Consider the following 26999-nt stretch of genomic DNA (forward strand, 5'->3'; position numbering starts at 1 on the left):
GTGCTTACCAGCCCCGGTTGGCGTAGCGCTCGGACTCGGGGAGGGTGTCGCAGTTGATGCCGACCATGGCCTCGCCCAGGTTGCGGGAGGCGTCCGCGATGACCTTCGGGTCGTCGTAGAAGGTGGTGGCCTTCACGATGGCGGCGGCGCGCTTGGCCGGGTCGCCCGACTTGAAGATGCCGGAGCCGACGAAGACGCCCTCGGCGCCGAGCTGACGCATGAGCGCGGCGTCGGCCGGGGTGGCGACGCCACCGGCGGAGAACAGCACGACCGGGAGCTTGCCGAGCTCGGCGACCTCCTTGACGAGCTCGTACGGGGCCCGCAGGTCCTTGGCGGCGGCGAACAGCTCGTTGTTGTCGAAGCCGCGCAGCCGGGCGATCTCGTTCTTGATCTGACGCAGGTGGCGGACGGCCTCGACGACGTTGCCGGTGCCGGCCTCGCCCTTGGAGCGGATCATGGCCGCGCCCTCGGCGATGCGGCGCAGGGCCTCGCCCAGGTTGGTGGCACCACAGACGAAGGGGGTCGTGAAGGCCCACTTGTCGGAGTGGTTGACCTCGTCGGCCGGGGTGAGGACCTCGGACTCGTCGATGTAGTCGACACCGAGGGACTGCAGGACCTGGGCCTCGACGAAGTGGCCGATGCGGGACTTGGCCATGACCGGGATGGACACCGCGCCGATGATCTCTTCGATCATGTTCGGGTCGGACATGCGGGCCACGCCGCCGTCCTTGCGGATGTCCGCGGGGACGCGCTCCAGGGCCATGACGGCCACGGCGCCGGCGTCCTCGGCGATCTTCGCCTGCTCGGCGTTGACCACGTCCATGATCACGCCGCCCTTGAGCTGCTCGGCCATGCCGCGCTTCACACGGGCGGTGCCGGTCTCGGGGGACTGGGGGGAGGGGGAAGGCGTGGTGGACACAAGTACCTCACTCGTGACAAGAGCGATTGACGACACCAGTGAGGAAACAGTCCACCTGCGGTCCACAGCAAGGGCCAATGTGGACCCGGTGGATCGTTTTCGCAGGTTACGGAGTGTCAGGTAGGACGATCGGCAAGAGCCACCGGCGGCTCATCGTCCATTTCGAAGGCCAGCGGGAAGGGCGCGTGGCCCGCGAGCCGGAACCAGCGGACCTTCCGGTGGCGGCGCAGGGCACGGGCGGCGCGTACGGCGTCGTTGTGGAAGCGGCGGGCCATCGGCACCCGGCGGACGGCCTGCGCGAGCTCCTCCGCGGCCTCCACGCCACCGGGGGCCTCCCGGACGACCTCCACCTGCTCGGGCTCGCCGAACACGGCCCGCAGAGCCTGACTGAGCTCGCTCTCGGCGACCTCCCGGTGATCCTCCTCGGCCTGCCGGGCGGCGTGCGCGGCCTCGTACAGCACGATCGAGGCGGCCGGATCGAGAACACCGGAGGTGGCCAGCTCCTGGGTGACCGAGGCCCGGCGCAGCAGTTGCGCGTCCAGGGCCGCGCGGGCGGCGTCGATACGGGAGTGCAGGCGGTCGAGCCGGCCGGCGGTCCAGCTGAGATAGACGCCGATGAGAATCAGCGCGACGACGGTCCAGATCAGGGTTTCGGTCACGGGCGCACAGGCTACCGGGGCGGTGGCGGCGCGCCTTCCCAAAGGTCGCGGTCATGGGCGAACAGGACACGGTCGGGACGGGCCTCCGGCCCGACCGGAGGGCGGTACGGGGTGCCGAACCCGACCGCGAAGCCGTATGCCTGGCGCCCCGTCGTGGGCCCCTGGTCCGCGGGGGCCTGCCGGGGTCTACAGGCCCAGGCGGGCCCGTAGGCCGACGCGTTCGTCCGTGTCCACCGCCGCCGCCCCGTCCGTCACCGTCTCGTACACCGCCAGGATGTCCGCGCCGACCGTCGTCCAGTCGAAGCGGCGTACATGCGCCGAGCCCCGCGCGCTCAGTCCCGCGCGGCGCTCCTCGTCGCCCAGGAGCCGGACCGCCGCGTCCGCGAGCGCGTCCGCGTCCTCGTTGGTGAAGAGCTCCCCCGCCGACCCCTGGTCGAGGACCTGGGCGAAGGCGTCCAGGTCGGAGGCGAGGACCGGCGCACCGGCCGACAGCGCCTCGACGAGGATGATGCCGAAGCTCTCGCCGCCTGTGTTGGGCGCCACGTACACGTCGACGCTGCGCAGCAGCCGCGCCTTGTCCTCGTCGCTGATCATGCCGAGGAACTCCACCCGGGAGCGGAGTTCGCGCGGCAGCGACGCCACCGCCTCCTCCTCGTCCCCGCGCCCGGCGACGAGGAGCCGCGCCCCGGGGCGTTCGGTGAGGATCCTGGGCAGGGCCCGCATGAGGACCGGCAGGCCCTTCCTCGGCTCGTCGATCCGGCCGATGAAGCCGAGGGTCTCGCCCTGCCACTCCTTCTTCGGCTCGGCGCGCGCGAAGAAGTCCACGTCGACCCCGTTGGGGATGACGACGGCGTCACCGCCGAGGTGCTCGACCAGCGTGCGCCGCGCGTACTCGCTGACCGCGATGCGGGCGCTGATCTTCTCCAGCGCGGGCTGGAGGATCGGATACGCGGCGATCATGGCGCGCGAGCGCGGGTTCGAGGTGTGGAAGGTGGCCACGATCGGCCCCTGCGCCGCCCAGCAGGTGAGCAGGCCCAGGGACGGCGAGGTCGGCTCGTGGATGTGGACGACGTCGAAGGTGCCGTCGTGCAGCCAGCGCCGCACCCGCGCGGCGGACAGGAAGCCGAAGCTGAGCCGTGCCACCGAGCCGTTGTACGACACGGGGACGGCCCGGCCGGCGGAGACCACGTACGGCGGCAGCGGGGTCTCGTCGTCGGCGGGGGCGAGGACGGAGACCTCGTGGCCGAGCCGGATCAGCTGCTCGGCGAGGTCGCGGATGTGGAACTGGACGCCGCCCGGCACGTCCCAGGAGTACGGGCAGACGATCCCGATCTTCACGCGCCGCGCTCCCCGCCCCGCTCCATGTCCCGCGCCCCGGGCCGCTTCCCGTCCCGCGTCCCGTCGCCCGCCGCGGGTCGCTCCGGGCGTTCCTCCAGGTCCGCGAGCCACAGTCGTTGCAGCATGTGCCAGTCCTCCGGGTGGTCCGCGATGCCGGTGGCGAAGGCGTCCGCCAGCGCCTGTGTCATCACGGACGCCTTCTCGGCCCGCGTACCCGACTCGGGTACGTCGACGGGCGGGTGGATCCGTCCCCTCATGACCGAGGTCTCGTCGTACCAGAGCGTCGCCGGCAGCAGCAGCGCCCCCGTCTGCTGGGCGAGGATCGCGGGGCCCGCGGGCATCCGCGCCGTGTCGCCGAAGAAGGTGACCTCGGTGCCGGAGGCCGACAGATCGCGGTCGGCGACCAGGCAGACCAGGCCGCCCGCCCGCAGCCGCCGGGCGAGCGTGCCGAAGGCGGAGCCCCCGGTGTGCGGGAGGACCTCCATGCCGAGGGACTCGCGGTAGGCGACGAAGCGGTCGTAGAGCGTCTCCGGCTTGAGCCGTTCGGCGACCGTCGTGAAGGGCACGCCGAGGGTGCGGGTCACCCACACACCGGCCAGGTCCCAGTTGGCCAGGTGCGGCAGGGCGACGACGACCCCGCGCCCGGCGGCCAGGCCTTCGTGCAGATGGTGGGTGTCCCTGATGTCGACATCGCGCCCGACCCGCTCCTCGTCCCAGGTCGGCAGCCTGAACGACTCCATCCAGTACCGCATGTACGAGCGCATGCCGGCCTTCGACAGCTCGGCGAGCCGCTCGGGCGTGGCGTCGGGCACCACGCGCGCGAGGTTGGCCTCGAGGCGCAGGACGCTCTTGCCGCGCCGCTTCCACGTGAAGTCGGCGATCCGCCGGCCGAGGCCCGTGGCCACCGGTTCGGGGAGCTTCTTGACGGTCGCCCAGCCGGCGCCGTACAACCCGTCGCTCAGTCGGTCCTTCAGCACGCTCACGTCGTCGCCCCACTCCCCCCGGCCGCGGCGGCGTCCGCCTCGGCCGATTCACGCCGTACGGTCACGACCCGCTGCCCCAGGGTGACGGCGCTGCCGACGGCCACGATCCACAGGGCGATCGGGAGCAGGACCTCGACCCCGGGCACCCCGAACGCGTGCAGGCCTGCGAGGCCCGCGGCGACCAGCGAGATCACCAGTCGTTCGGCGCGCTCGACCAGACCGTTGACGGCGACGGGCAGGCCAATCGATTCGCCTCGCGCCTTGGTGTACGAGACGACCTGCCCGCTCGCCAGGCAGAAGATCGCCACCGCGCACAGCACGTTGTCGTCGCCCGTACCCGCGTACCAGAGCGCGAAGCCGCCGAAGATCGCGCCGTCGGCGACCCGGTCGAGCGTCGAGTCGAGGAAGGCCCCCCAGCGGCTGGAGATCCCCGCCTGCCGGGCCATGTTGCCGTCGACCAGGTCGGAGAAGACGAAGAGGGTGATGACGATGGTGCCCCAGAAGAATTCTCCGCGGGGGAAGAAGACCAGCGCACCGGCCATCACTCCCGCCGTGCCGATGAGCGTGACCGCGTCGGGGCTGACGCCCCGGCGGAGCAGAAACGCGGCGAACGGTGTGAGGACACGCGTGAAGAATGCACGCGCGTACTTGTTCAGCATGGCCTTCCCGAGGTTCGGTGGGCCGCGCGGCCCCTATGACCACCGGCTCACCCATCGTAGCCACGAGCGCCCCGGCGTACCGGCGGCACCCGCCCCGCCGCGTCGGCGCCCTCCCGGGGACCCGCTCCGGGTACGACGTATGGACGCGTCCCCGCGTCGGTGCAAAGCTCGAAGGACCACCGCGGGCACCGCAGGAGCCGTACCGCGACACACCACTCCCCCGCGCCCGCGTGCCGCCGCACCGTGCGAGCAGCCGGGAGGAACACATCATGGGTGACAAGGCGAACACGTCCGCCGGGGCCGCCGGCAGGGCTCTGACGGCCGACCGGCCCGCGGCCGTACGGAACGTGGTGCTGGTCGGCCACAGCGGATCCGGCAAGACGACCCTCGTGGAGGCCCTCGCGCAGACCGCCGGGGCGCTCAACCGGGCGGGCCGGGTCGAGGACGGCGCCACCGTCTCCGACTACGACGAGATCGAGCACCGCCAGCACCGCTCCGTACAGCTCTCCCTCGTCCCGGTCGGCTGGGACGGGTACAAGATCAACCTCCTCGACACCCCCGGGTACGCCGACTTCGTCGGGGAGCTGAGGGCCGGTCTGCGCGCGGCGGACGCGGCCCTCTTCGTCGTCTCGGCCGCCCAGGAGGCCGACGCCGTCGCCGCCTCCACCCGGATGATCTGGGAGGAGTGCGCGGCCGTCGGCATGCCCCGCGCCATCGTCGTCACCCATCTCGACACGGCCCGCACCGACTTCGACGAGCTCACCGCCGTCTGCGCCTCGCTCTTCGGCCGTGACGATCCCGACGCCGTCCTCCCGCTCTACCTGCCGGTGCTCGGCGACGAGGGCCCCGACGGGCACGCACCCGCCACCGGTCTGGTCGGCCTGCTCTCGGAGCGGATCCTCGACTACTCCACGGGGGTACGGCGGGAGCTCCCGCCCGACGAGAGCCGGCGGGAGCTCATCGCGGAGGCCCGCGCCCGGCTGATCGAGGGGATCATCGCCGAGAGCGAGGACGAGACCCTCATGGACCGCTACCTCGGCGGTGAGCGGATCGACGTGAAGACGCTCGTCGACGACCTGGAGAAGGCCGTCGCCCGTGGCACCTTCCACCCGGTGCTCGCGGCCGCCCCCGCCGCCGACGGCGGTACGCAGGGCCTCGGCACCCTCGAACTCCTGGAACTGATCACCGGCGGCTTCCCCTCCCCCCTCGAGCACGAGCCGCCCGCCGTCACCACCCCCGACGGCCGGTCCCGGTCCCCGATCAGCTGCGACCCCGAGGGCCCCCTGGTCGCCGAGGTCGTCAAGACCGCCGCCGACCCCTACGTGGGCCGGGTCTCCCTCGTCCGGGTCTTCTCCGGCACCCTGCGCCCCGACGAGACCGTCCACGTCTCCGGTCACGGCCTGGCGGACCGGGGCCACGAGGACCACGACGTGGACGAGCGGGTCGGCGGGCTCACCTCGCCCTTCGGGAAGCAGCAGCGGCCCCTGGCGCACTGCATCGCCGGGGACCTCGCCTGTGTGGCCCGGCTCGGCCGGGCGGAGACCGGCGACACGATCTCCGCGAAGGACGATCCGCTCCTGATCGAGCCCTGGAGCATGCCCGAGCCCCTGCTCCCGCTCGCGATCGAGGCCCACAGCAAGGCCGACGAGGACCGGCTGTCGCAGGGCCTCGCCCGGCTGGTCGCCGAGGACCCGACCCTGCGCCTCGAACAGAACCAGGACACCCGGCAGGTGGTGCTGTGGTGCCTGGGCGAGGCCCACCAGGACGTCGTCCTCGAACGCCTCAGGGGCCGGTACGGGGTGCGGGTCGACGCCGTGCCGTACAAGGTGCCGCTGCGCGAGACCTTCGGCGGCGCCTCGACGGGCCGGGGCCGGCACGTCAAACAGTCCGGCGGCCACGGCCAGTACGCCATCTGCGAGATCGAGGTGGAGCCGCTCCCGCCGGGCGGCGGCATCGAGTTCGTCGACAAGGTGGTCGGCGGAGCGGTCCCCCGCCAGTTCATCCCCTCCGTGGAGAAGGGGGTACGGGCCCAGGCCGCGCGGGGCGTCGCCGCCGGCTATCCGCTCGTCGACATCCGGATCACCCTGCGGGACGGCAAGGCCCACTCCGTGGACTCCTCCGACGCCGCCTTCCAGACGGCCGGGGCGCTCGCGCTGCGCGAGGCGGCCGCCGATGCCGCCATCCACCTCCTGGAACCGGTCGCCGAGGTCCAGGTCCTCGTACCGGACGAGTACGTCGGCCCCGTGATGAGCGACCTGTCGGGGCGGCGCGGCCGGGTCGTCGGCACCGACCAGGCCGGCCCCGGGCGGACCGTGGTCCGGGCCGAGGTGCCGGAGATCGAGATCGGGCGGTACGCGATCGACCTGCGGTCCGTGTCGCACGGCACCGGCCGGTTCGACCGCACGTACGCCCGGCACGAGCCGATGCCCCCGCACCTTGCCGAGAAGATGCGCGAACAGGCCGAAAAGGGTTCCTGATTGACGGGATGTCGGCCGAATGCCGCCCGCTCCGCCACGACGGGGCGGGCGGCATTCGGCCGACCCTCCGCACTCCGGTGACGCATCAGGCGGCACCCGGTTACGCTGTGGTGCCCAGCTCAGAAGGTGTGCGGGGCGCGGCAGTTGGGAACAGCCCGCACAGGTACTCGCACGCGATGGGGGCGGCAGTGGCGATCGACGGTTTCGGACCCGGGGCACAGATTCCCCTCCAGGGTTCCGGTGGCGGGGCGGGGGCGACGAACGCGCTCGCCTCCGCCGCGTACCGGGACAGCCCCCTGGACACCATCAAGGAAGCCGACAACGAGCTCTACAAGTCGACGGTCAAGGAGGGGAAGTGGCACAAGCTCTTCCACCCCGACCTCGGTGAGGCGTTCTCCCGCGCGGTCCAGGTCCGCATGCTCGGCGGCGCCCGCAAGGCCCTCATCCAGTCCTTCGGCGCGGAGCCGCAGCCGGTCGTCGAGCACTGCCTCGCCGCCTCCCGCATCCGCAGGCAGCGCGACATCAGGCTGACCCTGGTCACCCTCGTCTGCGGGGTGCTCTTCCTGCCCGGTCTGCTGCTCTGGCTCGGGGTCTTCCAGCTCCGCCGGATGGCCGCGGGCTCCGACAAGAAGAGCACCAGCGCCATCGGCACCGCGCTCCTCGTCGCGGTCGGGTTCCTCGCCGCGCTCTTCCTGCTCAAGCTGCCCTTCGACGGGATCCTGCCGAACTACCTGCGCGCCATGATCGTGGCCCCGGTGGTGGGGTGGTTCCTCGCCCGCCGCGTCTGCGAGACCACCGCCGTCGACCTCCGCGAGCGCTGGACGGCCCTGCTCAGCGGCGGCGGCGTCGGCGCCAAGATCCCCGAGGCCGCGCCCCGGGACCCGAGCGAGAAGACCGCGGAGGAGCTCCGGCAGAACCTGGAGAAGCTCTCCGCCGAGCAGCAGTCCAACATCGTGTTCTACGCGGGCGCGAAGGGCGTCCTCGGCCTCGGCACCCGCTGGGGCAGCTGGACGCTCGCCGAGGAGCTCGTCCCCCAGCCCGGCCGCGAGATCCACGACTTCCGCGCCTGGGACGTCGTCCGCAAGATCCACGACCAGCTGACCCTGCTGGAGCGCGGCTCGATGAAGACCGGGTTCCCCAAGCCGACCGTCAAGCACTGGATCGTCTCCCCGGTCGGGGAGGGCGCCGACGAGGTCACCCGCCCCGAGGGCGACAGCATCGTGCACTACCAGGTCAAGCCGCACGAGATACAGCGCATCTGCAACGACCAGCAGTTCGGCGCCGGCAACCGTCACTACCTCGGCGTGCAGTTCACGCTCTGGGACGGGAACCTGGTCCTCACCATGATGGTCACGGTGACGTCCCTCCTCCACACCCTCCGGATCGAGGTCACCGGGCACGCCCTCGGTCCCGTGCACGGCCTCTTCACGACGAAGCCGAAGGCGAAGACCAAGGAGGTCTCCAAGACGGTCCGCTTCTGGGAGACCAAGGAGATCAAGCAGCCGCTGATGACGACCGACGAGGTCGTCCGGCTGGCGGTCCGCGCGCCGCTCACCTGGTACCCGCCGCTCCTGGACTTCCTCGGCGGCAAGCTCGTCCTGCCCGAGCCCTTCGGACTGCGGCACATCTGGGCCGGGCCGCCCTGGAAGAACCGCTTCATGGCCGACGACGCCATCCGCATGGCGACGCCGGTGCTGCGGGCGGTCCACACCGCGACCATCAAGATGCTCGACGACCACGGCGTGGACACCGAGCGCTTCACGAACCGCTCGCTGGTCCTCGGCGGCGCCGTCCAGGAACCGGGCCCGAAGAAGGCCGACGTCTACGACGCCTGACCCGTGTGCCCGCCCCCGTGTCCGTACGGACGCGGGTGTGGGCGTACGGATCGGGATCAGATCGCGGCCGGCCAGGCGTCGGCCAGCATCTTCCGCGTGTCGGCGAGAAGCTGCGGCAGCACCTTGGTGTGACCGACGACCGGCATGAAGTTGGTGTCCCCGCCCCAGCGCGGCACCACGTGCTGGTGCAGGTGGGCGGCGATGCCGGCGCCGGCGACGGCGCCCTGGTTCATGCCGATGTTGAAGCCGTGCGCGCCGGAGGCCGCCCGCAGCGCGACCATCGCGCGCTTGGTGAGGTCGGCGAGCTCCGCCGTCTCCGCCGGGTCCAGATCCGTGTAGTCGGCGACGTGACGGTAGGGGACGACCATGAGGTGCCCTCCGTTGTACGGGTACAGGTTGAGGACCGCGTAGACACTGTTGCCGCGCGCGATCACCAGACCGTCCTCGTCCGACTTCGCCGGAATCGAGCAGAACGGACAACCGTCGTCGGCGCCCGGTCCGGTCGGCTTGTTCTCGCCCTGGATGTACGCCATCCGATGAGGCGTCCAGAGGCGCTGGAACGCGTCCCGCGTCCCCACTCCGATCTGCTGCTCCGGCTCAGTCGTCATGCTGTGCAGCATATTGCGTCGCCCGTTCGGAACGTGTCGCCGGGGCGGAGGATCCATGCAGCGGCCATGCTGATCCGATGTTCGCGGGAGCGCTCACCGTCTACCGGTACGAGGTGGACGCCCCCGGTGCCACGATCCGCACCTTCGGCGACGCGGTGTGGTGGGCCTGCGCCACGCTCGCGACCGTGGGGTACGGGGACGTGGCGCCGGTGACCCCGATCGGCAGGCTGACGGCGGTGGGCATGATGGCCTGCGGTCTGGCGCTCCTGGGCGCGGTGACGGGTTCCTTCTCGTCCTGGCTGATCCAGGCGTTCACCCGGGAGGACGAGAAGGGGGACGGTCCCGGGGGAAGGGGAGAGGCCCCCGGGGGATTCCCCGGGGGCCTCCTGAACCGCTCGGGTCATCACACCTGGACGCGGTCCTCGACGACCTTGGCGAGCTTGGCGATGGCCTCGTCGACGGGGATGCCGTTCTCCTGCGAACCGTCGCGGTAGCGGAAGGAGACCGCACCGGCGGCCATGTCCTCGTCACCCGCGATGACCATGAACGGGACCTTCTGCTTCTGCGCGTTCCGGATCTTCTTCTGCATCCGGTCCGAGGAGGAGTCGACCTCCACCCGCAGGCCCTGCTTCTTCGCCTTGGCGGCGAACTCGTGCAGGTAGTCGACGTGGGCGTCGCCGATCGGGATGCCGGTCGCCTGCACGGGCGCCAGCCACGGCGGCATCGCGCCCGCGTAGTGCTCGAGGAGCACCGCGAAGAAGCGCTCGATCGAGCCGAACAGCGCGCGGTGGATCATGACCGGACGCTGCTTGGTGCCGTCCGGGGCGGTGTACTCCAGGTCGAAGCGCTCCGGCAGGTTGAAGTCGAGCTGCACGGTCGACATCTGCCAGGTGCGGCCGATGGCGTCCCGCGCCTGCACCGAGATCTTCGGGCCGTAGAACGCGGCGCCGCCCGGGTCGGGGGTCAGCGGGAGGCCCTGCTTCTCGGCGACCTGCTGGAGGACCGCGGTGGCCTCCTCCCAGATCTCGTCCGAGCCGACGAACTTCTCCGGGTCCTTGGTGGACAGCTCCAGGTAGAAGTCGGTCAGACCGTAGTCGCGCAGCAGGTTGAGGACGAAGGTGAGGGTCTTGTCGAGCTCCTCCGCCATCTGCTCCTTGGTGCAGTAGATGTGCGCGTCGTCCTGGGTGAAGCCGCGGGCCCGGGTCAGGCCGTGCACGACGCCGGACTTCTCGTACCGGTACACGGTGCCGAACTCGAAGAGGCGCAGCGGCAGTTCACGGTACGAACGGCCGCGCGCGTCGAAGATCAGGTTGTGCATCGGGCAGTTCATGGGCTTGAGGTAGTAGTCCACGCCCTCGTCGAGCTGCATGGGGGGGTACATGCCCTCGGCGTACCAGTCGAGGTGCCCGGACTTCTCGAACAGCTTGCCCTTGGTGGCGTGCGGCGAGTAGACGAACTCGTAGCCCTCCTCCTCGTGCCGCTTGCGCGAGTAGTCCTCCATGACCCGGCGGATGATGCCGCCCTTGGGGTGGAAGACCGCGAGGCCGGAACCGATCTCGTCGGGGATGGAGAAGAGGTCGAGCTCGTTGCCCAGCTTGCGGTGGTCGCGCTTCTCGGCCTCGGCGAGGAAGTCGAGGTGGGCCTTCAGCTCCTCCTTCGACGGCCAGGCGGTGCCGTAGATGCGCTGGAGCATCGGGTTCTTCTCGCTGCCGCGCCAGTAGGCGGCCGCGTTGCGCATCAGCTTGAACGCCGGGATGTTCCGGGTGGTCGGCAGGTGCGGACCGCGGCAGAGGTCCTTCCAGCACAGGTCGCCGGTCTTGGCGTCGAGGTTGTCGTAGATGGTCAGCTCGCCGCCGCCCACCTCGACGTTCGCACCGTCGTCGGTCGACGCGGAGCCCTTGATGCCGATGAGCTCCAGCTTGTACGGCTCGTCCGCGAGCTCGGCGCGGGCGTCCTCGTCGGTCACCACGCGGCGGGCGAAACGCTGGCCGCGCTTCTGGATCTCCTGCATCTTCTTCTCGATGACCTTGAGGTCCTCGGGAGTGAAGGGCTTCTCGACGTCGAAGTCGTAGTAGAAGCCGTCCCGGACCGGCGGGCCGATGCCCAGCTTGGCCTCGGGGAAGAGCTCCTGCACGGCCTGCGCCATGACGTGCGCGGTCGAGTGGCGCAGGATGTCGAGACCGTCCGGGGAGGAGATCTCGACGCCCTCGACGACATCGCCGTCGGAGAGCTCGTACGACAGGTCCTTCAGCTCGCCGCCCACACGGGCGGCGATGACGGTGCGGTCGTCGGCGAACAGGGCGCCGGCGGTGGTGCCCGCGCTCACCGCCCTCTCCTCTGCTTCCGAGGCGGACTGGACGGTCACACGGACATCAGACACGGGTGTTCTTCTTTCCTTGGGGCGCAGGCAGACACGAGGTGCCGGCGCCGGCGGTGCGCAACAGAGACGAGGTGCCGCGCATCGCCGATGTTACCGAGGCGACCGTCCCACCCGCGAAACGGTTTCCCCCACGCCTCACCCCTCGTCCGGGCCGCAGGCCTCCTCGAAGAAGTCGAGGTTCTCCTGCAGGGCCTTCATCAGCCGGTCCCTCTCCGTCTCGTCGACCTGTACGGGGACGACCCCGGACGCGTCGGTGAGCCGGCGGAAGCCGCCCCGGCTCTCCAGGCGGCCCACCACCCTGATCGGGAGCCCGACGAGATGGGCGTGGCCGGCGGTGCGGTACGCCTCCTCGTCGAGGGTGACGCGGACGTGCGGGACCTCCGCCCCTGCGAGCACCCGGAGGCGTACGGTGCCCTCGCCGCGCGGCCCCGAGCGGCGCATGCGGACGACGGCGCCGGTGAGCCGGACCGGGACGGAAGGCTCGTCGGTGAGGTAGCGGGCGCTCGCCTCCCGCAGGGCCGGCAGGTCCCCGGGCGAGAACTCGACCGGTTCGGGGCGGGGGGCGCAGCCCTCGGGCGCCCCGGCGGACGGGGCCCACTCCAGGGCGATCCGGGCGCCTTCGGTGCCGCGGACGAGGGCGACGAGGGCCTCGGTGAGTTCACGGCTGACGCCCGCGGCGACGGCGGCGTCGAAGGCTTCCATGCCGCCGGTGGCCCGCTGGTAGTCGGTGGCCTCGCGGGCCGCGTGGAGCGCGTGGTAGAGCCGGACGGCGATGGGCCGGCCCGGTTCGACCGGCAGGAAGGCGGTGAGGCCGCGTCCGCCGGGCGCCGCGCCGACGACGACGGTCTCCAGGGAGGCCTGGGCCGGGCGCCGGTGCCGGGCGCCGTAGTAACCGGCCCGGCCGCGCACGGCGAGGGCGCCGGCCAGGAGCAGCTGGCGGGCGGCCGACCTGAGCTGTTCCTGCACGGTCCAGGGGACGGTCCCCGCGGGGCCCGGGGGCACGTCGCGCCACCAGCGGATCTCGTCGCTGGGCACGGCGAGACCGGTGAGGACCTCGCGGGCGGAGGGCGTGGCGCTGCGGGCGAGGGCGGTGAGCGCCTCGCCGAGCAGGTCCTCGCAGTCCGGGAAGGCGCGGCTCTCCGGGACGAGGAGGCTGGTGCCGGTGCCGGTGCCGGGCGGGGTCCAGCGGCTGTAGCGGCCGGCCGCACCGCCGCGCCGCCGCCATCCGTGGCGGGCGAGGAGGGCGCCGAGGACGCGCGGGTCGACCCTGCCGGGGTCGGGCGCGCCCTGGCCGTCGGCCCAGGGGCCGGCGGGCGGGCCCGGAACGCCCGTCCAGGGCCCGGGAAGGTCGCCCGGGGCCGGGTGGGGCCGGTAGGGCGGGGGAACCGAGACGGGGCCGTGCCCGGCCCCGGCTCCCTCGTCCCCGAACCTCGGTTCGTCGATCGGTCGGTGCATCAAGGTCTCCCTCCCACGCCGACCCGGGTCATGATGTCGCAGAGCGCCCGGTCGTCGAAGATCCGCGCCGTCGGGATGCGCACGGTGGTCCGGCGCCGTCCCGTGACCGGGTGTCCGGCCAGGTTGGTCCAGTAGCAGCAGTGCCGCAGGTCGAGCCGGTCGTGGCTCGCTCTCAGCCAGTCCTCCTGTGACCTCGGGACGAGCATCACGACGAGGATCTTGTGCACGGCCACCGGGGTCCTGGCGAGCTTCACCAGGTGGTCGTTGTCGAGGGTGAACGAGAACGCCGCGGACGTGTCCCCGGACGTTCGCGGCGGTAGCTGGTAGGTGCACTTGAGCTGCACCTTGATGGTGACCTCGTCGTCGACGGTGTGCCCGGGAGCGCCGTGGCTCACGTGCCAGTCGATGCCGTTGTCCGGAAAGGGCTGGGACAGCGAGCAGCCGGCCGCGGCGGCGACGGCGTGCAGGTATCCCACCTGAAGGGTCTCCATGCAGGCGGTGGTGGCGAGTGAGCCGCGCGTCGGTGCCAGCCCCTGGGGCGGCAGCCCTCCCGACTCGGGCTGGGCGAGCGCCATGTCTGTTTCCTTCCCCGTCCCTTGTGTTGTGACCGGTCCGCGTACGGCGCAAACAGTCCGGGTATCACCGTTTCGGGGCAGAGGGTTGGCCATCTGCCGCACGTGTGCAGGGAGTTCAGGGATGACGATGCACTGGTACGAAGGGCCCCTGGCCGCTTTCGACACGGAGACCACGGGGGTCGACGTCGAGGGGGACCGGATCGTCTCGGCCGCTCTCGTCGTGCAGGACACCGCGGCGGCGCGACCGCGGGTGACGCGCTGGCTGGTGAACCCGGGCGTGCCGGTGCCCGAGGGAGCCACCGCCGTGCACGGCCTGACGGACGATCACCTCCAGCGGTACGGCCGCTGGCCGGCCCCGGTGATGGAGGAGCTGGCGCGCGCGCTGGCCGAGCAGGTCGCGGCGGGGCGTCCGCTGGTGGTGATGAACGCGCCGTTCGATCTGACGATCCTCGACCGGGAACTGCGCAGGCACCGGGCGTCCACGCTCGGCGACTACCTGCCGGGCACCCCGCTGTGCGTACTCGACCCGCGGGTCCTGGACAAGCACCTGGACCGCTACCGCAAGGGCCGCCGGACGCTCACGGACCTCTGCGCGCACTACGAGGTGGAGCTGGCGGGGGCGCACGACGCGGCGGCGGACGCGACGGCGGCGCTCGATGTCGTACGGGCGGTGGCGCGGCGCTTCTCGTCCCGGCTCGAACGGCTGACCCCGGCGGAGCTCCACACGCTGCAGGCGGTGTGGCACGCGGCGCAGGCGCGGGGCCTCCAGGCGTGGTTCACCCGGCAGGGGACACCGGAGACCGTGGACCCTTCGTGGCCGCTCCGGCCGGAACTGGGCACGGCGGCGTGACACATGAGAAAGGCCGGTCCGTCTTTCGACGGACCGGCCTCTACCCGGTGGGCGATACTGGGATCGAACCAGTGACCCCTTCGGTGTGAACGAAGTGCTCTCCCGCTGAGCTAATCGCCCGGGAACGGGTTGAACCATACAGGTCCTCGGACCCTTCGTTCAAACTCGTAGGAGGTGAGTGGCGAGTCCCCGCCGTCCCCCGCGCATCATCAGGGCGTGGTTGACGCGGAAGACGGGCCGCCCGGGGACGGCGAGGGCGCGCAGGAGGCGGGCGCGGACCTCGACCTCCTGCTCGTACACGACCCGGGTGCCGGTCCCTTCCGGGCCGACGGTCCAGCAGGCCCAGCCCTCCAGGTCTCCGCCGAGTCCGACCTCCAGGACCCGGCCGGCCGGGTCGCGGCGCAGGGCGCGGGCGGTGACGACGATCTCGTACGGAAGGAGGGAGCGGAAGCGGGCGGTGCCGGTGGTGTCGTCGACGGGGACGACCTCGCGGACCTGGGGCCACCAGCGGGGGTACTCCTCGGCGCGTTCGAGGACGGCGTAGACGGCGTCGGGCGGGGCGGCGAGCCGCCAGACGCTGCGGAAGCGGTACCGGTACCAGTCCATGCCCCCAGTGTGGAGGTACTCAGTCGGCGAGCACCGGAAAGATGAGTACGGGGACGCATTCCCGCCGGCTGTGGCCGGGGCCACACTCCGGATATGGACAACTCACTGCCGCCCGCCGACGAGCTGGTGCTCGTCGACCGCGAGCTGGCGCGACTCGACGCCCGACGGTCCCAGTTGCTGGCCCGGCGGGCCTGGCTGCTCCAGGTGCTGTACGCACCGGCCACGCAGGCGCCGCCGCGGCCCCGGCCGCCGGTGGCGGACTCGACGCCGCGGAACGCGCAGAACGTCCTGCTGACGCTGGGCGGCACCCTGCTGACGATCGCGGCGGTCGCCTTCACCCTGGTGAGCTGGGGCTCGATGGGCATCGGCGGCCGGGCGGCGGTCCTGTTCGCGGTGACCTCGGCGGCCCTGGCGGCGCCGGTGGCGCTGCTGCGCCGGAGCCTGGTGTCGACGGCCGAGTCGGTGGCGGCGCTCGGCCTGGTCCTGATGGTGCTCGACGCGTACGCGCTGCACCGGGTGGCACTGCCGGAGACCGACGGCCTCGGGTACGCGGCGGTGGCCGCCGCGGTCCTCGCGGGCGCGTGGACCGCGTACGGCTCGGCCCTCTCCCGGCTGCGGATCCCGCTGCCGGTGGCGGTGGCCGCCGGACAGCTGCCGCTGCCGCTGGGCGTGCTCGCGGCCGGGGGCGGGCCGACGGCCTTCGCGTGGGCGGCGCTCGTCACGGCCGCGGCGGACGGCGCGGTGGTGCTGTGGACCCGGCCGGCGGCGGTCCGGATCACGGCGGTCACCGGCGCGACGGCGCTGGGCGGCTGGGCGCTCCTGACGGGCGGCTGGCTCTCGCTCACCGCGCCGTGGAGCGGCGCGCCGCTGCTCCTGGCGGGTGCGGCGGTGACGCTGTACGTGGCCTGGCGTACGCCGGCGCTCGCGGTGGCGGCCTCGGTGGTCGCGGGCCTGGCGACGGTGGCGGCCCCGGGCGGCCTGCTGCGTGCCGCGGTCCCGACGGACTGGGCGGTGCCGGGGTACGTGCTGTGCGCCCTGGCCCTGGCCTCGGTGTGGCGCGCGGGCGCCGTGACGGTCACCGGGACGGGGCGGGACGGAACGGCGGGCCCGGCGAGCGGCGCGGCGCCGGGCAGGGGCGCGAGCACGACCCCGCCCGGCGAGGCGGCGCCCGGCGCCGGGCCCGGCCCGGAGGCCGGCGCGGTCGTCGGCGGCTTCCGGCTGCCGCGTGGGGTGCGGCTCGGGCTGGCCTCCGCGGGGGCCGCCGTGGCGGCGCTCGGGGTCGTGTGGGCACTGCCGCCGGCGGCGGCCGGGCTCCTCGGGCCGATGGCCCGGACGACGGGCGTGTGGTCGGGCGAGCACGCCGGGCCTGCCCTGACGTCGTACCCGGCGACGGCGGTCCTGGTCGTGGCGGTGGCCGCGGCCGTTCTCGCGGCGGTCCCCCGGCCCTGGGCCCGGTGCGGGGCGCTCGCCCTGGTCTGGGCGCTCCTCACCGCCCTGCCGGTCTCCCTCGGCCTGCCGTACGCGGCGACGCTCGTCCTCCAGCTCCTCACGACCGCGGCGGCCCTGTGGATCGCCGTCCGCCCCGACCCGCTGACGCGCGGCCTGCGGGTGGAGGCGGCACCCGCCGCCCCGTCCGCGCCGGCGGCCGGTCCTGAGACCCCGTGGGCCTCCTGGGCGCCGAAGCTCCCCGGGCGGACGCCCGTCATGGAGCCCGGGGCCGTCCTGGGGCGGTGCGCGTACGCCGCCGGGCTCGCGTCCGCCGTGAGCGCCGTGGCGCTGGGTCTGGACGTACGGGGGGCCACGTTCGCCGTGCTGACGGCGGTGCTCGGGCTCCTCACGGGCGTGGCGGTGCTCGGTACGGGTGCCCGCCGGGTGGTCTCGGCCTGCGGCGCGGTCCTCGCGTCGACCGGGCTCGTGTGCGCCGCGGCGGCCGCCGTCGGGCTCGAGGAGCACTGGACGGCCCTGGCGCTCCTGCTGGTCCCGGCGGCCACCGCCGCCGTGGGGGCCCGGACGCGTCCGCGTCCGGTCGCCCTGGCGGTGGAGATCACCGGTGCGGCCGTGGCGCTCCCGGCGTTCGGGCTCGCCGTGTCCCGGCCGGCGTTCCTGGCGCTCGCCCTGGCCCTCGGCGGGGTGATCGCGGCGGCGACGGCGGTACGGCCGGAGCGGCGGCGGTTCGCCTCGTGGACGGCGGCGGTGCTGTTCCTGCTGGCCACCTGGGTGCGCCTGGCGGACTGGGAGGTGACGACCCCGGAGGCGTACACGCTCCCGGTGACCGTGCCCGCTCTCGTCGTCGGGTTCCTGCGTCGGCGCCGGGACGCCGGGGCCTCGTCCTGGACGGCGTACGGCCCGGGTCTCGCGGTGACGCTGCTGCCGAGCCTCCTGGTGGCCTGGACGGACCCGGAGTGGGTCCGCCCGCTGGCCCTGGGGGGCGCGGCCCTGGTGGTGACGTTGATCGGCGCCCGCTTCCGGCTCCAGGCCCTGCTGGTCCTCGGTGGGGTGGTCCTCGCCCTGGACGGGCTGCACGAGCTGGCGCCGTACGTGGTGCAGGTGGTGGGCGCGCTGCCGCGCTGGCTGCCGCCGGCCCTCGCCGGGCTCCTGCTGCTCGCGGTGGGTGCCACGTACGAGCAGCGGCTGCGGGACGCGCGGAGGCTCCGGGACCGGGTCGCGCGGATGCGGTGAACGCCGAAGGCCCGGAGACGGTGTGTCCGTCTCCGGGCCTTCGGACCGGGTGGTGGGCGATACTGGGTTCGAACCAGTGACCCCTTCGGTGTGAACGAAGTGCTCTCCCACTGAGCTAATCGCCCCGGTGCACCGCAAACATTACCGCATGTCAGCGGGGCTCCTGAACCGTCCGGGGGTCACTGGTCGATCTTCCACGGCATGACGAAGCCGAACTTCCAGAGGTAGACGCCGAGCAGGACGGCGATGATCACCAGGCCGACGGTGGTGAGGATGATGTTCCGGCGGCGGACCTTGGGGTCGAGGGCGCGCTGCGCGGCCTCGGTGACCTTCCGCTTGGTCCAGCGGAGCACGAGCTGCGCCCAGACGAACTCGGTCGCCCAGATCGCCATGCCGCCGAAGATGACCAGCCAGCCGGGTCCGGGCAGCGGCAGCATCACCACTCCGGCACCGACCACGGCGAGCCCCACGATGAAGACGCCGACCTGCCAGCTCAGGTGCAGACCTCGGCGGGACTTGATGAACTCCGGTGCGCGGGATCCCAGTTCGGCTTCCTGGCCGTCTGCGGAATCCCCGGCGCGCTCGTCACTCTCCGCATTCATGGGCTCCAACTTACCGGATGGGGAGCCACCACCTGAATGGCGGTATTACCCCAGGTCACAGCCCCCCGTTCGAGTTACCTGAACGACCACAAAACCGACAGAGGGGTTTACAACGGCACCGGAAGTGGCATGTCGATTTCGCCGACGTGCGAATCCCCGAGCGCACACTGAGCGAAAGGCCCTGGCGCTTATGAACACCACGGTCAGCTGCGAGCTGCACCTGCGCCTCGTTGTGTCGAGCGAGTCCTCACTGCCTGTACCCGCGGGCCTGCGGTATGACACGGCCGACCCCTATGCCGTGCACGCCACCTTCCACACCGGAGCCGAGGAGACGGTCGAGTGGGTCTTCGCCCGCGACCTTCTCGCCGAGGGGCTGCACCGGCCCACCGGCACGGGCGACGTCCGCGTCTGGCCGTCGCGCAGCCACGGTCAAGGAGTCGTCTGCATCGCGTTGAGCTCCCCCGAGGGAGAAGCCCTGCTCGAGGCCCCGGCGCGGGCCCTGGAGTCGTTCCTGAAGAGGACCGACGCCGCCGTGCCACCGGGCACCGAGCACCGGCACTTCGACCTCGATACGGAGCTCTCCCACATCCTGGCCGACAGCTGAGCCAGGCCGAGAACCGCACGGCGCCGTCCGACTCGGGGCGACGGCGCCGCGCGGGGAGAGTCACCCAGGCACGACATCCGGCGCCCACCACCGCGCAGCCGGCGCGGTGGTGGGCGCCGGTGTCCTTTTCCCGGTCGCGCTAAAGTCAGCGCCATTCCGCGGGCGCCCGCCCGCGGCCGGCCAGGGAGCGAATCGTGCTGATCCCCCACGACACCCGGATCGCCCTCGACACCGTCGTCGATCTGATGAACACCGCGCCCCAGGGCGACCGCGCCGACGAGCTCGCGGACCTCCCGGGGCTGCGGACCTTCGTCCAGGCGCACAAGGTCAGCGGTGTGGGCGATCTCGACGCCGACGACCTGCGGGCCGTCCGCGAGGTCCGCGAGAAGTTCGCCGCCGTCTTCTCCGCGCCCGAGGCGCGGATCGCGGCGCCCCTGATCAACCAGCTGGTGGCGGGTGCGGGCACCACGCCGCAGCTCACCGACCACGACGGCTACGACTGGCACGTGCACTACTTCGCGCCGGGCGCCTCGGTGGCGGACCATCTCGCGGCCGACTGCGGCATGGCCCTCGCGTTCATCGTGGTGGCGGGCGAGCAGGAGCGGCTGCGGCGCTGCGAGGCACCGGACTGCGGCCGGGCCTTCGTCGACCTCTCCCGCAACCGCTCACGCCGCTACTGCGACAGCCGCACCTGCGGCAACCGTCTGCACGTGGCCGCGTACCGGGCGCGCCGCAAGGAGGCGGCGGGCTGAGACGGGGGCCGTCACAGGACGAAGAGATCGTGCACGGCGGCCATCAGCAACAGACAGCCGATCACCCCGAGGAAGATCATCAGCGGTGGCTGGGAGAGCGCGAACAGACAGCCGCGCGGCTCTTCGGCGGGGACATCGACAGGGGCATCGGGGGCGGCGGGGACGGTGCCCCGCGAGGTATCCAGCATCTCGGGGGGATGATCGCGCACCCGGGGCCCGGAGAATCCCGCAACACGCCCCACCGCAAAGGCCGTTCACTCCTTCCCGTGGATCATGGGAACGGGAATCGCCAGAAGCGGTCAGATTCCGTGCTTCTTCAGAATCGCCTCGATGTCGCTGAAGTCGTCGCCGGCGGCCCGGCCGGTCTGCGGCTTCGCCTTCACGGCGCGCGAGGGCGCCGACGCCCCCGGGGCCACCGCTCTCGGCTCGGCTCCGCCGGTGATCTCCTCGCGACCGCCCCGGCGGCGCTCGACGGCCCGGGTGGACAGGAAGAGCAGCCACGCGGCACCGAGGACACCGAAACCGGCCCAGGCGACCGGGCTGAACGCCGTCCCCGCGATCCATTCGACGGCGCCCGTCATCACCAGGCCGAGCGGCACCAAGGCGTAGGCCGCGGTCCGGGCGGCGGTCAGGAAGCGCTTCCGGTACGCCATGATCGCGGCGATGCCCAGGCCCGCCGCGGACACCGCGGAGCAGATGGTCTCGGCCAGCATGCGGTCCTCCAGGTCCCGGGTGATACGTCCCTTCCATCCTGCACCGGCGGGCCCGTCCGGGGCCATGTCCCGAGGCCGGTCTCAGGGAGATCTCCGGGTCGTCCCGGCCGGATCTCCTCCCCAGGTCCCGGTGAGGGAGACTGCTGTCATGAGTGACTCCACCACCGCCCCCGCCTCCCCCGTCGTCCTGGAGGCGTGGTTCGACCTCCAGTGCCCCGACTGCTTCCAGGCCCTCGACGACGTCCGCGCGCTCCGCGAGAAGTACGGCGACAGGCTCGACGTACAGCTGCGCCACTTCCCGCTGGCGAAGCACAAGCACGCGTACGCCGCCGCCCAGGCCGCCGAGGAGGCCGTCGATCAGGGCAAGGGCTGGCCGTACGCGGAGGCGCTGCTCGCCAGGACCACCGAGCTCGGCGAGCGGGGCGAGCCGGTGCTCATGGAGGTCGCGACCGGACTCGGCCTGGACGCCGAGGAGTTCGACACCGCCCTGATCGACGGCCGGCACCTGCTGACCGTCGACGCGGACGAGGCCGAGGGGAAGGCGATCAAGGTCACCGGCACGCCGACCTATGTGATCGGCGGCGAGCGCCTGGACGGCGGTCAGAGCCAGGACGGCCTGCGGAAGCGGATCGAGGAGATCGCCGACCGCCTGCTGGCCGCCTGACCGTCCTACCGCAGTTCCTTGGCGCTGTTGACGTGGGTGGTGCGGTAGCCCAGCGACTCGTAGAGCCGGATCGCCGGGGTGTTGCCCGCGAAGACGTGCAGTCCGAGCAGGGTCTCCCCGGCCTCCCGGGCGACCCGCTCGGCGAGCAGCATGAGCGCCCGCCCGTAGCCGCGTCCGCGCTGCTCCTCTTCGACCTCGATGTCGTACACGAAGGCCGCCCACCGGCCCGGCTCCAGCTCGATCCGGCCGGTCCACAGATGGCCGGCGGGCCGGCCGTCGCGGACGACCACGTGGATCGCGACGCCGGGCGTGGCCAGACCCTCCGGGAGGTACTTCCGGTGGCTGCTCTCGGCCTTGGCGCGGGCCTGCTCCTCGGGGACCCCGCGGTCGATCCAGCTCCGCGCGAACCCGTCCTTGGCCCGGGCCTCCCACCCGGCGTACTCGGCCTCGGTCATCGGCCGGACCTCGACGCCCTCCGGCAGGGCCGGCGGCTCGGCCGGCAGCTCCTTGACCATGTTCCGGCTGCGCTCGGTGTAGCCGAGGGAGCGGGCCGTCCGCAGCGCCGCCGCGGCGTCGGCGGGCACCGATATCTGCACCTCGACGCAGCCCCAGTTCCGCAGCACCTCCTCGGAGGCGAGGGCCGCGACCGTGCCCCGGCCCCGGCCGCGGTCGGGCTCGTCGATCCCGAGACGGCTGATCACGCCGGACGCGGCCCCGAAGGCGGGGTCGGTGGAGAGGTGGACGGAACCGACGCGGCGGCTGTTCACGCACACGTCGTAGGTACGGGAACGGCCGCCGTCGGGCGTCTGCTGAAGCGGCTCGGCCGGCCGCAGGGTGGTGGTCATCAGAGGTGTTCTACCCACCCCGGGGCCGTCCGTCATCAGGTTTTACCCGAGGCGCGGGTCCCGGTTCCGGGCGGCCCGCTCGTCGAAGATCCGCATGGCCTTCGCGGTGACCGGGCCGGGCGCCGACGGCAGTTCGCGGCCGTCGACCCGGTGCACGGCCTGCACGTCGCGGAGGGTCGAGGTCAGGAAGATCTCCTCGGCGCTCTCCAGGACGTCCAGCGGCAGGTCGGTCTCCTGCGCGCCGGTCCACTCCACCGCCAGGGCGCGGGTGATGCCCGCGAGGCAGCCGGAGGAGACGGGCGGGGTGAGGATCCGGCCGTCGACCACGACGAAGACGTTGGAACCGGTGCCCTCGCAGAGCTGTCCGACGGTGTTGGCGAAGAGCGCCTCGGACGCTCCCCGCTCGCGCGCCCTGGCGAGGGCGACGACGTTCTCGGCGTACGAGGTGGTCTTGAGGCCGGTGAGGGCGCCGCGCTCGTTGCGGGTCCAGGGCACGGTGATCACGGCGGTGGAGTCGGCGCGGCGGCCGGTCTCGCCGAGGGCGACGACGAGGCTGGCCCCGGCGTCGCCGCGCTCGGAGCCGAGCGGGGAGAGTCCGCCGGTGTACGTGATGCGGAGCCGTCCGAGTTCCATCGGGTTCGCCTCGAGGACGGCGGCGCAGGCGCGGCGGACCTCGTCGAGGTCCGGGTCGGGCAGCCCGAGACCGCGGGCGGAGCGGGTGAGCCGCTCCAGGTGAAGCGTCAGAGCAAACGTTTCTCCCCGCTCGGCCTTGACCGTCTCGAAGATGCCGTCGCCGACGGTCAGTCCGTGGTCCAGTACGGAGACCAGGGCGGTCTCCGCATCGTGCAGCCCGCCGTTGACCCAGAGTTTCATCGAGAAATGGCCTTTCCGCTCGCCTCAAGGGCGCCTGACTCGTAGGCGCCCGACGCTATCGCGACGAGCCGGGCCGCCTTGAGCTCGGTCTCCTCCCACTCGCGCTCCGGGTCGGAGCCCCAGGTGATCCCGGCGCCGGTGCCGAAGCGGAGCACGCCCTCGGGGCGGTCGATCCAGAAGGTGCGTATGCCGACGGCCAGCTCGGCGGTGTCCGCGTCGGCGTCGACCCAGCCGACGCCCCCGCAGTAGGGGCCGCGGGGGGCGGCCTCCAGGTCCTCGATGATCCGGAGGGCACTGGACTTGGGGGCGCCGGTGACGGAGCCGGGCGGGAAGGTGGCGTCGAGGAGCTCGGGCCAGCCGACGTCCTCGCGCAGCAGGCCGGTGACGGTGGAGACGAGGTGGACGAGGCCGGGGTGCTCCTCGACCGCGCAGAGGGCGGGCACGGCGACCGAGCCGGTCTCGCTGACGCGTCCCAGGTCGTTGCGGACCAGGTCGACGATCATCACGTTCTCCGCGTGGTCCTTGGGGAGGAGGTCGGCGGCGGTCCGCCCGGTCCCCTTGATGGGGCCGGAGGTGATCAGGCCCCCCTCCCTGCGGAGGTAGAGCTCGGGGGACGCGGTGGCGACCTCCACGCCGTGCGCGGGCAGCCGGATCGTCCCCGCGTAGGGGGCGGGGTTGCCTCTGGCGAGCAGCGCGGTGAGGGCGTCGACGTCGGCGACGGCCGGGTCCGGCAGCGGCGCGGTCAGCACCCGGCAGAGGTTCGCCTGGTAGACCTCGCCGCGCGCGATGTGCTCGCGCACGCGCCGGACGCCCTCGATGTACGCGGCGCGGTCGAGGGACGACGTCCAGTCACCGGCGGCGGGGCCCCGCCAGGCGCCCGGGGCGGGCGGGCGGACCGGGTCCCGCCGCACGTCCCCGAAGCGGGCGCAGGTCAGGCGCCCTTCGAAGTCCGCGCAGACGGCCCAGAAGCCGGCGGAGTCCAGGGCTTCGGGGTCGTGGGTGACGTCCCGGAGGTCGGTCGCGACGAGGCCGCCGAAGCGGGCCAGAGGAGCAAGGTCGTACACGCGTCGAGTCTAGGTCCGCCGGGAGAGGGACACCGGACGGCGTACGGCGGCGGCTCCGCGCGACCCGGAGGACACGGCGAGTGAACGCGACGCGGACCCTCCGGGACGCCCCGCCGGGTACCGGGATCGGCGCGCAGGTCAGCACGCTGCGGAAACGCGTTTTTGTACTGGCCCAGGAATCCGCTAGAGTTCAACACGTCGCCGGGACGCGCAAGCGAAACGGAAACGACAAGCGGACGTGGCTCAGTTGGTAGAGCATCACCTTGCCAAGGTGAGGGTCGCGAGTTCGAATCTCGTCGTCCGCTCGATGTGGGGGATCTTCCCGAACCCCTGTATTCACTCCTGGTGGAGTGGCCGAGAGGCGAGGCAACGGCCTGCAAAGCCGTCTACACGGGTTCAAATCCCGTCTCCACCTCCAAGGACGATTAGCTCAGCGGGAGAGCGCTTCCCTGACACGGAAGAGGTCACTGGTTCAATCCCAGTATCGTCCACTGGACCCTCGGGTCCTGGATCTTCGGATCCCCCGCGCGATTAGCTCAGCGGGAGAGCGCTTCCCTGACACGGAAGAGGTCACTGGTTCAATCCCAGTATCGCGCACGCAGTACGCAGTACCTTCGGGTACGACGTGTGCACAACCCGCGCGATTAGCTCAGCGGGAGAGCGCTTCCCTGACACGGAAGAGGTCACTGGTTCAATCCCAGTATCGCGCACCACCAAGGAGCCCCCGGCCGCATCTCGCGGCCGGGGGCTTCCTCGTACCCCCGGTCAGGAGGAGAAGAGCATCCGGCCGAAACCGCGCTGACGGTAGTGACCGCCGCCGTGGTGGCCACCGTGCTGCGGGGCGCCCCAGGCGGGAGCGGCGGGGGCGGGCTGCGCCGGGTAGGCCTGCGGGGCCGGCGGCGCGGGCGGGGCCGGCTGGACCCACTGGGACTCCAGGCGGGTCAGGGCCTCCAGCTCGCCGTAGTCCAGGAATATCCCGCGGCAGCCGCTGCACTGCTCGATCTGGACACCGTTGCGGTTGTACGTGTGCATGGCCGCATGGCACTTGGGACACTGCATGGTCGGCTCAACTCCCTGACATCGCCGTTCGAATGGTCACTTCACCTTACGTGGACGCCGAGGGGGCCGAGTCGGTTCGGTGCCCGGCGATACGGGCGCAGGTGTCGATCATCACGTCCTCCACCTCGTCGAGCGCCCTGCGCTCGGCCGTCGACTTGGCGAGGGCGAGGGCCGCGGTCTGGACCGTCAGGGCGCGGGCGGGCACGTCGAGTCGGGCCCACGGGTCGGCGCCCACGGCGGGGCCGCCCGCCTCCTGGTACGCGCCGAGGAAACGGGACCAGATCTCCGGAGGCAGGATGCCCGCGGCGAACCAGGCGGCCGGACGGGCCAGATCCCAGGCCGGGTCGCCGAGGCCGAGGTCGTCGATGTCGATGAGCCGCCAGGGTCCGGCCGGCGACGCCCCGGTGTCACGGACCAGTTGACCGAGGTGGAAGTCGCCGTGGCAGAGGAGTCGGGGGCCGAGTGCGGGGCGCTCGGGGATCGTCCGCCAGGCGGCGAGGACGGTCGCGGTGGCCGGGTGGTCCGGTGCCGTCCGGCGCATCCGGTCCACGGCGAGGGCCGCCTTGGCGGGCGCCCGCATCTCCGGGAGTTCCGCCCGCCCCGCCGGGGGCGGAGTGCGGTGGAGCAGGGCGAGCAGCCGCGCCGCGTCCTCCCAGGGGGCGGCGTCGGGGTCCGCCGGGTCGACGGGCGGCCCGTACGGCCAGACGGTGACGGGGCGGCCGTCGACCTCCTCGTGCGCGGAGGCAGGGAGGGGCGGGAGGAAGACGCCGGCGACGTCCGGGTGGGCGGCCAGCGCGAGCCGTGCGCGGTGCGCCTCGGGATCGGTGCCGGGGGCGTGGGCCTTGGCGACGAGCCGTCCGTGGCGCACGACGGTCCCGTCGTCCCGGTCGGCGAGCACCCCGACGACGCCGCTCGCGCAACGACAGGGCGCACCGGAGCGGTGGGCGGCGGCGTGCGCGAGGGCGGCGAGTCGGTCGAGCGGAGGCCGGTCGGTGGAGTGCACGTGGGGAGCCTACGGGGAGGGGACGGACGGGCGTCGAGTCGGCGGGGACGGGCGGGAAGGCGCGAGGGCCGGTCAGCTCCCCAGCTGACCGGCCCCACGCTGCCGTCCGTCGCACCCCCGTCCCCACGGGGTTGATGGCCGGATGTCCCGACCCGGGCCGCTCTCCCGGGTCCGGGGCGCCGCTCAGCGCCCCAGCATCACGCCCACGGACGACGCCTGTGTGACCACCGCTTCCCAGCCGCCGAAGACGACCACGAGCAGGGCCGCGAGAGGGAGGACCATGGCGGTGGCCACCAAGGGGTGCCGTCGGCTCGAAGGCCGGGTGCTCGTCCGCGGTGCCGTGTAAGCCATGGTTCCTCTCCCGTCGTGTTCTGGCGCGGCGGGTACGTGACCTCGGGGGACGAGTGCTGCACCCGCCGCTTGACCTCAACACTAGGGAGCGGAGAGCGCCGGGACGTCATGCCCTCGTACCGACTTGCGGGCCTCCCGGAGGATGACGGCCGCCCGCACGGCGTACTCCCCTGGGTGGAGACGGGGGCGCGGAACCCGGGGTCTTCCCTGAGGGGTCCGGGGAGAGCCACCGCGGGCGTGACATGGCTCACTTCTCGCGGCGTCCCGCGAACGCCCTGGTCCGAGGACCCCCGGCGCGCCTCGGGAGGCCTCGGGCGGGATCCTCGACTTCTCGTCAAGTGGATTGCGGAGCATGGGTGTTGAAGCGGGACGGCGCCCCGCGCCTCCGGCCCGTGTCCCCCTCAGCACTGACAATCGATCCCGGTGCGAGGGCGCGGCCTATGAGC

General features: G+C 72.6%; 26 protein-coding genes, 7 tRNA genes and 1 pseudogene. 13 read left to right on the forward strand and 21 right to left on the reverse strand.

Annotated features, from left to right (window positions below):
- Positions 1-4: 4 nt before the first annotated feature.
- From pdxS to pgsA, 5 genes are all read right to left on the reverse strand, one after another.
- A complete protein-coding gene (pdxS, locus tag ACFWUY_RS14510) occupies positions 5-919 on the reverse strand; it encodes a pyridoxal 5'-phosphate synthase lyase subunit PdxS (protein WP_384107165.1) in 915 nt (304 codons plus the stop codon).
- Between the two features lie 116 nt (positions 920-1035).
- A complete protein-coding gene (locus ACFWUY_RS14515) occupies positions 1036-1578 on the reverse strand; it encodes a hypothetical protein (RefSeq protein ID WP_384107167.1) in 543 nt (180 codons plus the stop codon).
- Positions 1579-1764: 186 nt separating this feature from the next.
- A complete protein-coding gene (locus ACFWUY_RS14520) occupies positions 1765-2916 on the reverse strand; it encodes a glycosyltransferase family 4 protein (protein ID WP_384107171.1) in 1152 nt (383 codons plus the stop codon).
- Positions 2913-3899 (reverse strand): phosphatidylinositol mannoside acyltransferase, encoded by a 987-nt coding sequence (locus tag ACFWUY_RS14525; RefSeq protein ID WP_384107173.1) that lies wholly within the window; start codon positions 3897-3899, stop codon positions 2913-2915. Before ACFWUY_RS14525 ends, ACFWUY_RS14520 begins: the two co-directional genes overlap by 4 nt.
- Positions 3896-4558 carry a phosphatidylinositol phosphate synthase gene (gene pgsA / locus ACFWUY_RS14530; RefSeq protein ID WP_384107175.1) on the reverse strand — a complete coding sequence of 221 codons (663 nt, stop codon included), beginning with the start codon at positions 4556-4558 and terminating at the stop codon, positions 3896-3898. The genes ACFWUY_RS14525 and pgsA overlap by 4 nt, the downstream gene beginning before the upstream one ends.
- Before the next feature lie 269 nt (positions 4559-4827).
- Here pgsA and ACFWUY_RS14535 point away from each other — a divergent pair, with 269 nt between their 5' ends.
- Complete coding sequence (locus ACFWUY_RS14535) at positions 4828-7035, forward strand: elongation factor G-like protein EF-G2 (RefSeq protein WP_384107177.1); 2208 nt, start codon at positions 4828-4830, stop codon at positions 7033-7035.
- A 176-nt stretch (positions 7036-7211) separates the two neighbouring features.
- Positions 7212-8870, forward strand: a complete 1659-nt coding sequence (locus ACFWUY_RS14540; protein WP_384107179.1) for a hypothetical protein — start codon at positions 7212-7214, stop codon at positions 8868-8870.
- Positions 8871-8926: 56 nt separating this feature from the next.
- On the opposite strand, the gene ACFWUY_RS14545 is transcribed toward ACFWUY_RS14540, so the two are convergent.
- Positions 8927-9490 carry an HIT family protein gene (locus ACFWUY_RS14545; RefSeq protein ID WP_384107181.1) on the reverse strand — a complete coding sequence of 188 codons (564 nt, stop codon included), beginning with the start codon at positions 9488-9490 and terminating at the stop codon, positions 8927-8929.
- Between the two features lie 68 nt (positions 9491-9558).
- Between ACFWUY_RS14545 and ACFWUY_RS14550 the strand changes: the two are divergent.
- A pseudogene (locus ACFWUY_RS14550) lies at positions 9559-9810 on the forward strand (potassium channel family protein); the annotation flags it as partial.
- A gap of 71 nt (positions 9811-9881) precedes the next feature.
- Here the strand turns inward: ACFWUY_RS14550 and thrS are convergent.
- From thrS to ACFWUY_RS14565, 3 genes are all read right to left on the reverse strand, one after another.
- Entirely contained in the window at positions 9882-11858 is a 1977-nt protein-coding gene (gene thrS, locus ACFWUY_RS14555) for a threonine--tRNA ligase (RefSeq protein ID WP_384107183.1), read from the reverse strand.
- Positions 11859-11993: 135 nt separating this feature from the next.
- A complete protein-coding gene (locus ACFWUY_RS14560; protein ID WP_384107185.1) occupies positions 11994-13313 on the reverse strand; it encodes a hypothetical protein in 1320 nt (439 codons plus the stop codon).
- The gene (locus ACFWUY_RS14565; protein WP_384107187.1) at positions 13313-13888 is read right to left on the reverse strand and encodes a DUF4365 domain-containing protein; all 576 of its coding nucleotides are present in this window, start codon (positions 13886-13888) and stop codon (positions 13313-13315) included. Before ACFWUY_RS14565 ends, ACFWUY_RS14560 begins: the two co-directional genes overlap by 1 nt.
- Positions 13889-14009: 121 nt before the next feature.
- Between ACFWUY_RS14565 and ACFWUY_RS14570 the strand changes: the two genes are divergently transcribed.
- Positions 14010-14738, forward strand: coding sequence for a 3'-5' exonuclease (locus tag ACFWUY_RS14570; RefSeq protein ID WP_384107189.1), 729 nt, complete (start codon positions 14010-14012; stop codon positions 14736-14738).
- 48 nt (positions 14739-14786) lie between these two features.
- Here the strand turns inward: ACFWUY_RS14570 and ACFWUY_RS14575 are convergent.
- A tRNA-Val gene (locus ACFWUY_RS14575) sits at positions 14787-14858 on the reverse strand.
- 39 nt (positions 14859-14897) lie between these two features.
- The gene (locus ACFWUY_RS14580; protein ID WP_384107192.1) at positions 14898-15344 is read right to left on the reverse strand and encodes an SRPBCC family protein; all 447 of its coding nucleotides are present in this window, start codon (positions 15342-15344) and stop codon (positions 14898-14900) included.
- 93 nt (positions 15345-15437) lie between these two features.
- On the opposite strand from ACFWUY_RS14580, the gene ACFWUY_RS14585 reads away from it, so the two are divergent.
- Entirely contained in the window at positions 15438-18023 is a 2586-nt protein-coding gene (locus ACFWUY_RS14585; RefSeq protein ID WP_384107194.1) for an SCO7613 C-terminal domain-containing membrane protein, read from the forward strand.
- 50 nt (positions 18024-18073) lie between these two features.
- On the opposite strand, the gene ACFWUY_RS14590 is transcribed toward ACFWUY_RS14585, so the two are convergent.
- Positions 18074-18148, reverse strand: a tRNA-Val gene (locus ACFWUY_RS14590).
- Positions 18149-18202: 54 nt separating this feature from the next.
- Positions 18203-18625, reverse strand: coding sequence for a TIGR02611 family protein (locus tag ACFWUY_RS14595; protein WP_384107196.1), 423 nt, complete (start codon positions 18623-18625; stop codon positions 18203-18205).
- Between the two features lie 190 nt (positions 18626-18815).
- On the opposite strand from ACFWUY_RS14595, the gene ACFWUY_RS14600 reads away from it, so the two are divergent.
- Entirely contained in the window at positions 18816-19229 is a 414-nt protein-coding gene (locus ACFWUY_RS14600) for an SsgA family sporulation/cell division regulator (RefSeq protein ID WP_015032345.1), read from the forward strand.
- 194 nt (positions 19230-19423) lie between these two features.
- Positions 19424-19981 (forward strand): CGNR zinc finger domain-containing protein, encoded by a 558-nt coding sequence (locus tag ACFWUY_RS14605; RefSeq protein WP_384107198.1) that lies wholly within the window; start codon positions 19424-19426, stop codon positions 19979-19981.
- A gap of 11 nt (positions 19982-19992) precedes the next feature.
- Here ACFWUY_RS14605 and ACFWUY_RS14610 read toward each other — a convergent pair whose 3' ends face one another.
- Entirely contained in the window at positions 19993-20169 is a 177-nt protein-coding gene (locus ACFWUY_RS14610) for a hypothetical protein (RefSeq protein ID WP_384107200.1), read from the reverse strand.
- Positions 20170-20280: 111 nt separating this feature from the next.
- Positions 20281-20694: a hypothetical protein gene (locus ACFWUY_RS14615; protein ID WP_384107202.1), complete on the reverse strand. Its 414-nt coding sequence runs from the start codon at positions 20692-20694 to the stop codon at positions 20281-20283.
- A 148-nt stretch (positions 20695-20842) separates the two neighbouring features.
- Between ACFWUY_RS14615 and ACFWUY_RS14620 the strand changes: the two genes are divergently transcribed.
- The gene (locus tag ACFWUY_RS14620; protein ID WP_384107204.1) at positions 20843-21358 is read left to right on the forward strand and encodes a DsbA family protein; all 516 of its coding nucleotides are present in this window, start codon (positions 20843-20845) and stop codon (positions 21356-21358) included.
- A gap of 5 nt (positions 21359-21363) precedes the next feature.
- Here the strand turns inward: ACFWUY_RS14620 and ACFWUY_RS14625 are convergent, their stop codons facing one another.
- The 3 genes from ACFWUY_RS14625 to ACFWUY_RS14635 are packed head-to-tail and all read right to left on the reverse strand — an operon-like array spanning position 21364 to position 24140.
- Positions 21364-22203 (reverse strand): GNAT family N-acetyltransferase, encoded by an 840-nt coding sequence (locus ACFWUY_RS14625; RefSeq protein ID WP_384107206.1) that lies wholly within the window; start codon positions 22201-22203, stop codon positions 21364-21366.
- A 42-nt stretch (positions 22204-22245) separates the two neighbouring features.
- Positions 22246-23076: an aminotransferase class IV gene (locus ACFWUY_RS14630; protein WP_384107208.1), complete on the reverse strand. Its 831-nt coding sequence runs from the start codon at positions 23074-23076 to the stop codon at positions 22246-22248.
- Entirely contained in the window at positions 23073-24140 is a 1068-nt protein-coding gene (locus ACFWUY_RS14635; RefSeq protein WP_384107210.1) for a chorismate-binding protein, read from the reverse strand. The genes ACFWUY_RS14630 and ACFWUY_RS14635 overlap by 4 nt, the downstream gene beginning before the upstream one ends.
- A 232-nt stretch (positions 24141-24372) precedes the next feature.
- Between ACFWUY_RS14635 and ACFWUY_RS14640 the strand changes: the two genes are divergently transcribed.
- The 5 genes from ACFWUY_RS14640 to ACFWUY_RS14660 all read left to right on the forward strand — a co-directional run bounded on the left by ACFWUY_RS14640 (position 24373) and on the right by ACFWUY_RS14660 (position 24853).
- Positions 24373-24445: transfer RNA gene (locus ACFWUY_RS14640), tRNA-Gly, on the forward strand.
- Positions 24446-24484: 39 nt separating this feature from the next.
- Positions 24485-24558: transfer RNA gene (locus ACFWUY_RS14645), tRNA-Cys, on the forward strand.
- Between the two features lies 1 nt (position 24559).
- Positions 24560-24631: transfer RNA gene (locus tag ACFWUY_RS14650), tRNA-Val, on the forward strand.
- Positions 24632-24665: 34 nt separating this feature from the next.
- A tRNA-Val gene (locus tag ACFWUY_RS14655) sits at positions 24666-24737 on the forward strand.
- Between the two features lie 41 nt (positions 24738-24778).
- A tRNA-Val gene (locus tag ACFWUY_RS14660) sits at positions 24779-24853 on the forward strand.
- Between the two features lie 52 nt (positions 24854-24905).
- Here the strand turns inward: ACFWUY_RS14660 and ACFWUY_RS14665 are convergent.
- The 3 genes from ACFWUY_RS14665 to ACFWUY_RS14675 form a co-directional block, all read right to left on the reverse strand.
- The gene (locus tag ACFWUY_RS14665) at positions 24906-25199 is read right to left on the reverse strand and encodes a zf-TFIIB domain-containing protein (RefSeq protein ID WP_384107212.1); all 294 of its coding nucleotides are present in this window, start codon (positions 25197-25199) and stop codon (positions 24906-24908) included.
- Between the two features lie 46 nt (positions 25200-25245).
- Positions 25246-26202 carry a phosphotransferase family protein gene (locus tag ACFWUY_RS14670; protein ID WP_384107214.1) on the reverse strand — a complete coding sequence of 319 codons (957 nt, stop codon included), beginning with the start codon at positions 26200-26202 and terminating at the stop codon, positions 25246-25248.
- A 183-nt stretch (positions 26203-26385) separates the two neighbouring features.
- Entirely contained in the window at positions 26386-26553 is a 168-nt protein-coding gene (locus ACFWUY_RS14675) for a hypothetical protein (RefSeq protein WP_384107216.1), read from the reverse strand.
- Between the last annotated feature and the right edge of the window lie 446 nt (positions 26554-26999).

It is taken from the genome of Streptomyces sp. NPDC058664 (assembly GCF_042716635.1).
Classification (GTDB): domain Bacteria; phylum Actinomycetota; class Actinomycetes; order Streptomycetales; family Streptomycetaceae; genus Streptomyces.

Bases quoted from the DNA above. Each gene is read 5' to 3' on its own strand.
- pgsA (WP_384107175.1), bottom strand. From the start codon at position 4,558: ATGCTGAACAAGTACGCGCGTGCATTCTTCACGCGTGTCCTCACACCG.
- ACFWUY_RS14535 (WP_384107177.1), top strand. From the start codon at position 4,828: ATGGGTGACAAGGCGAACACGTCCGCCGGGGCCGCCGGCAGGGCTCTG.
- ACFWUY_RS14540 (WP_384107179.1), top strand. From the start codon at position 7,212: ATGGGGGCGGCAGTGGCGATCGACGGTTTCGGACCCGGGGCACAGATT.
- ACFWUY_RS14545 (WP_384107181.1), bottom strand. From the start codon at position 9,490: ATGCTGCACAGCATGACGACTGAGCCGGAGCAGCAGATCGGAGTGGGG.
- ACFWUY_RS14560 (WP_384107185.1), bottom strand. From the start codon at position 13,313: ATGCACCGACCGATCGACGAACCGAGGTTCGGGGACGAGGGAGCCGGG.
- ACFWUY_RS14565 (WP_384107187.1), bottom strand. From the start codon at position 13,888: ATGGCGCTCGCCCAGCCCGAGTCGGGAGGGCTGCCGCCCCAGGGGCTG.
- ACFWUY_RS14570 (WP_384107189.1), top strand. From the start codon at position 14,010: ATGACGATGCACTGGTACGAAGGGCCCCTGGCCGCTTTCGACACGGAG.
- ACFWUY_RS14580 (WP_384107192.1), bottom strand. From the start codon at position 15,344: ATGGACTGGTACCGGTACCGCTTCCGCAGCGTCTGGCGGCTCGCCGCC.
- ACFWUY_RS14585 (WP_384107194.1), top strand. From the start codon at position 15,438: ATGGACAACTCACTGCCGCCCGCCGACGAGCTGGTGCTCGTCGACCGC.
- ACFWUY_RS14595 (WP_384107196.1), bottom strand. From the start codon at position 18,625: ATGAATGCGGAGAGTGACGAGCGCGCCGGGGATTCCGCAGACGGCCAG.
- ACFWUY_RS14600 (WP_015032345.1), top strand. From the start codon at position 18,816: ATGAACACCACGGTCAGCTGCGAGCTGCACCTGCGCCTCGTTGTGTCG.
- ACFWUY_RS14610 (WP_384107200.1), bottom strand. From the start codon at position 20,169: ATGCTGGATACCTCGCGGGGCACCGTCCCCGCCGCCCCCGATGCCCCT.
- ACFWUY_RS14615 (WP_384107202.1), bottom strand. From the start codon at position 20,694: ATGCTGGCCGAGACCATCTGCTCCGCGGTGTCCGCGGCGGGCCTGGGC.
- ACFWUY_RS14620 (WP_384107204.1), top strand. From the start codon at position 20,843: ATGAGTGACTCCACCACCGCCCCCGCCTCCCCCGTCGTCCTGGAGGCG.
- ACFWUY_RS14625 (WP_384107206.1), bottom strand. From the start codon at position 22,203: ATGACCACCACCCTGCGGCCGGCCGAGCCGCTTCAGCAGACGCCCGAC.
- ACFWUY_RS14630 (WP_384107208.1), bottom strand. From the start codon at position 23,076: ATGAAACTCTGGGTCAACGGCGGGCTGCACGATGCGGAGACCGCCCTG.
- ACFWUY_RS14665 (WP_384107212.1), bottom strand. From the start codon at position 25,199: ATGCAGTGTCCCAAGTGCCATGCGGCCATGCACACGTACAACCGCAAC.
- ACFWUY_RS14675 (WP_384107216.1), bottom strand. From the start codon at position 26,553: ATGGCTTACACGGCACCGCGGACGAGCACCCGGCCTTCGAGCCGACGG.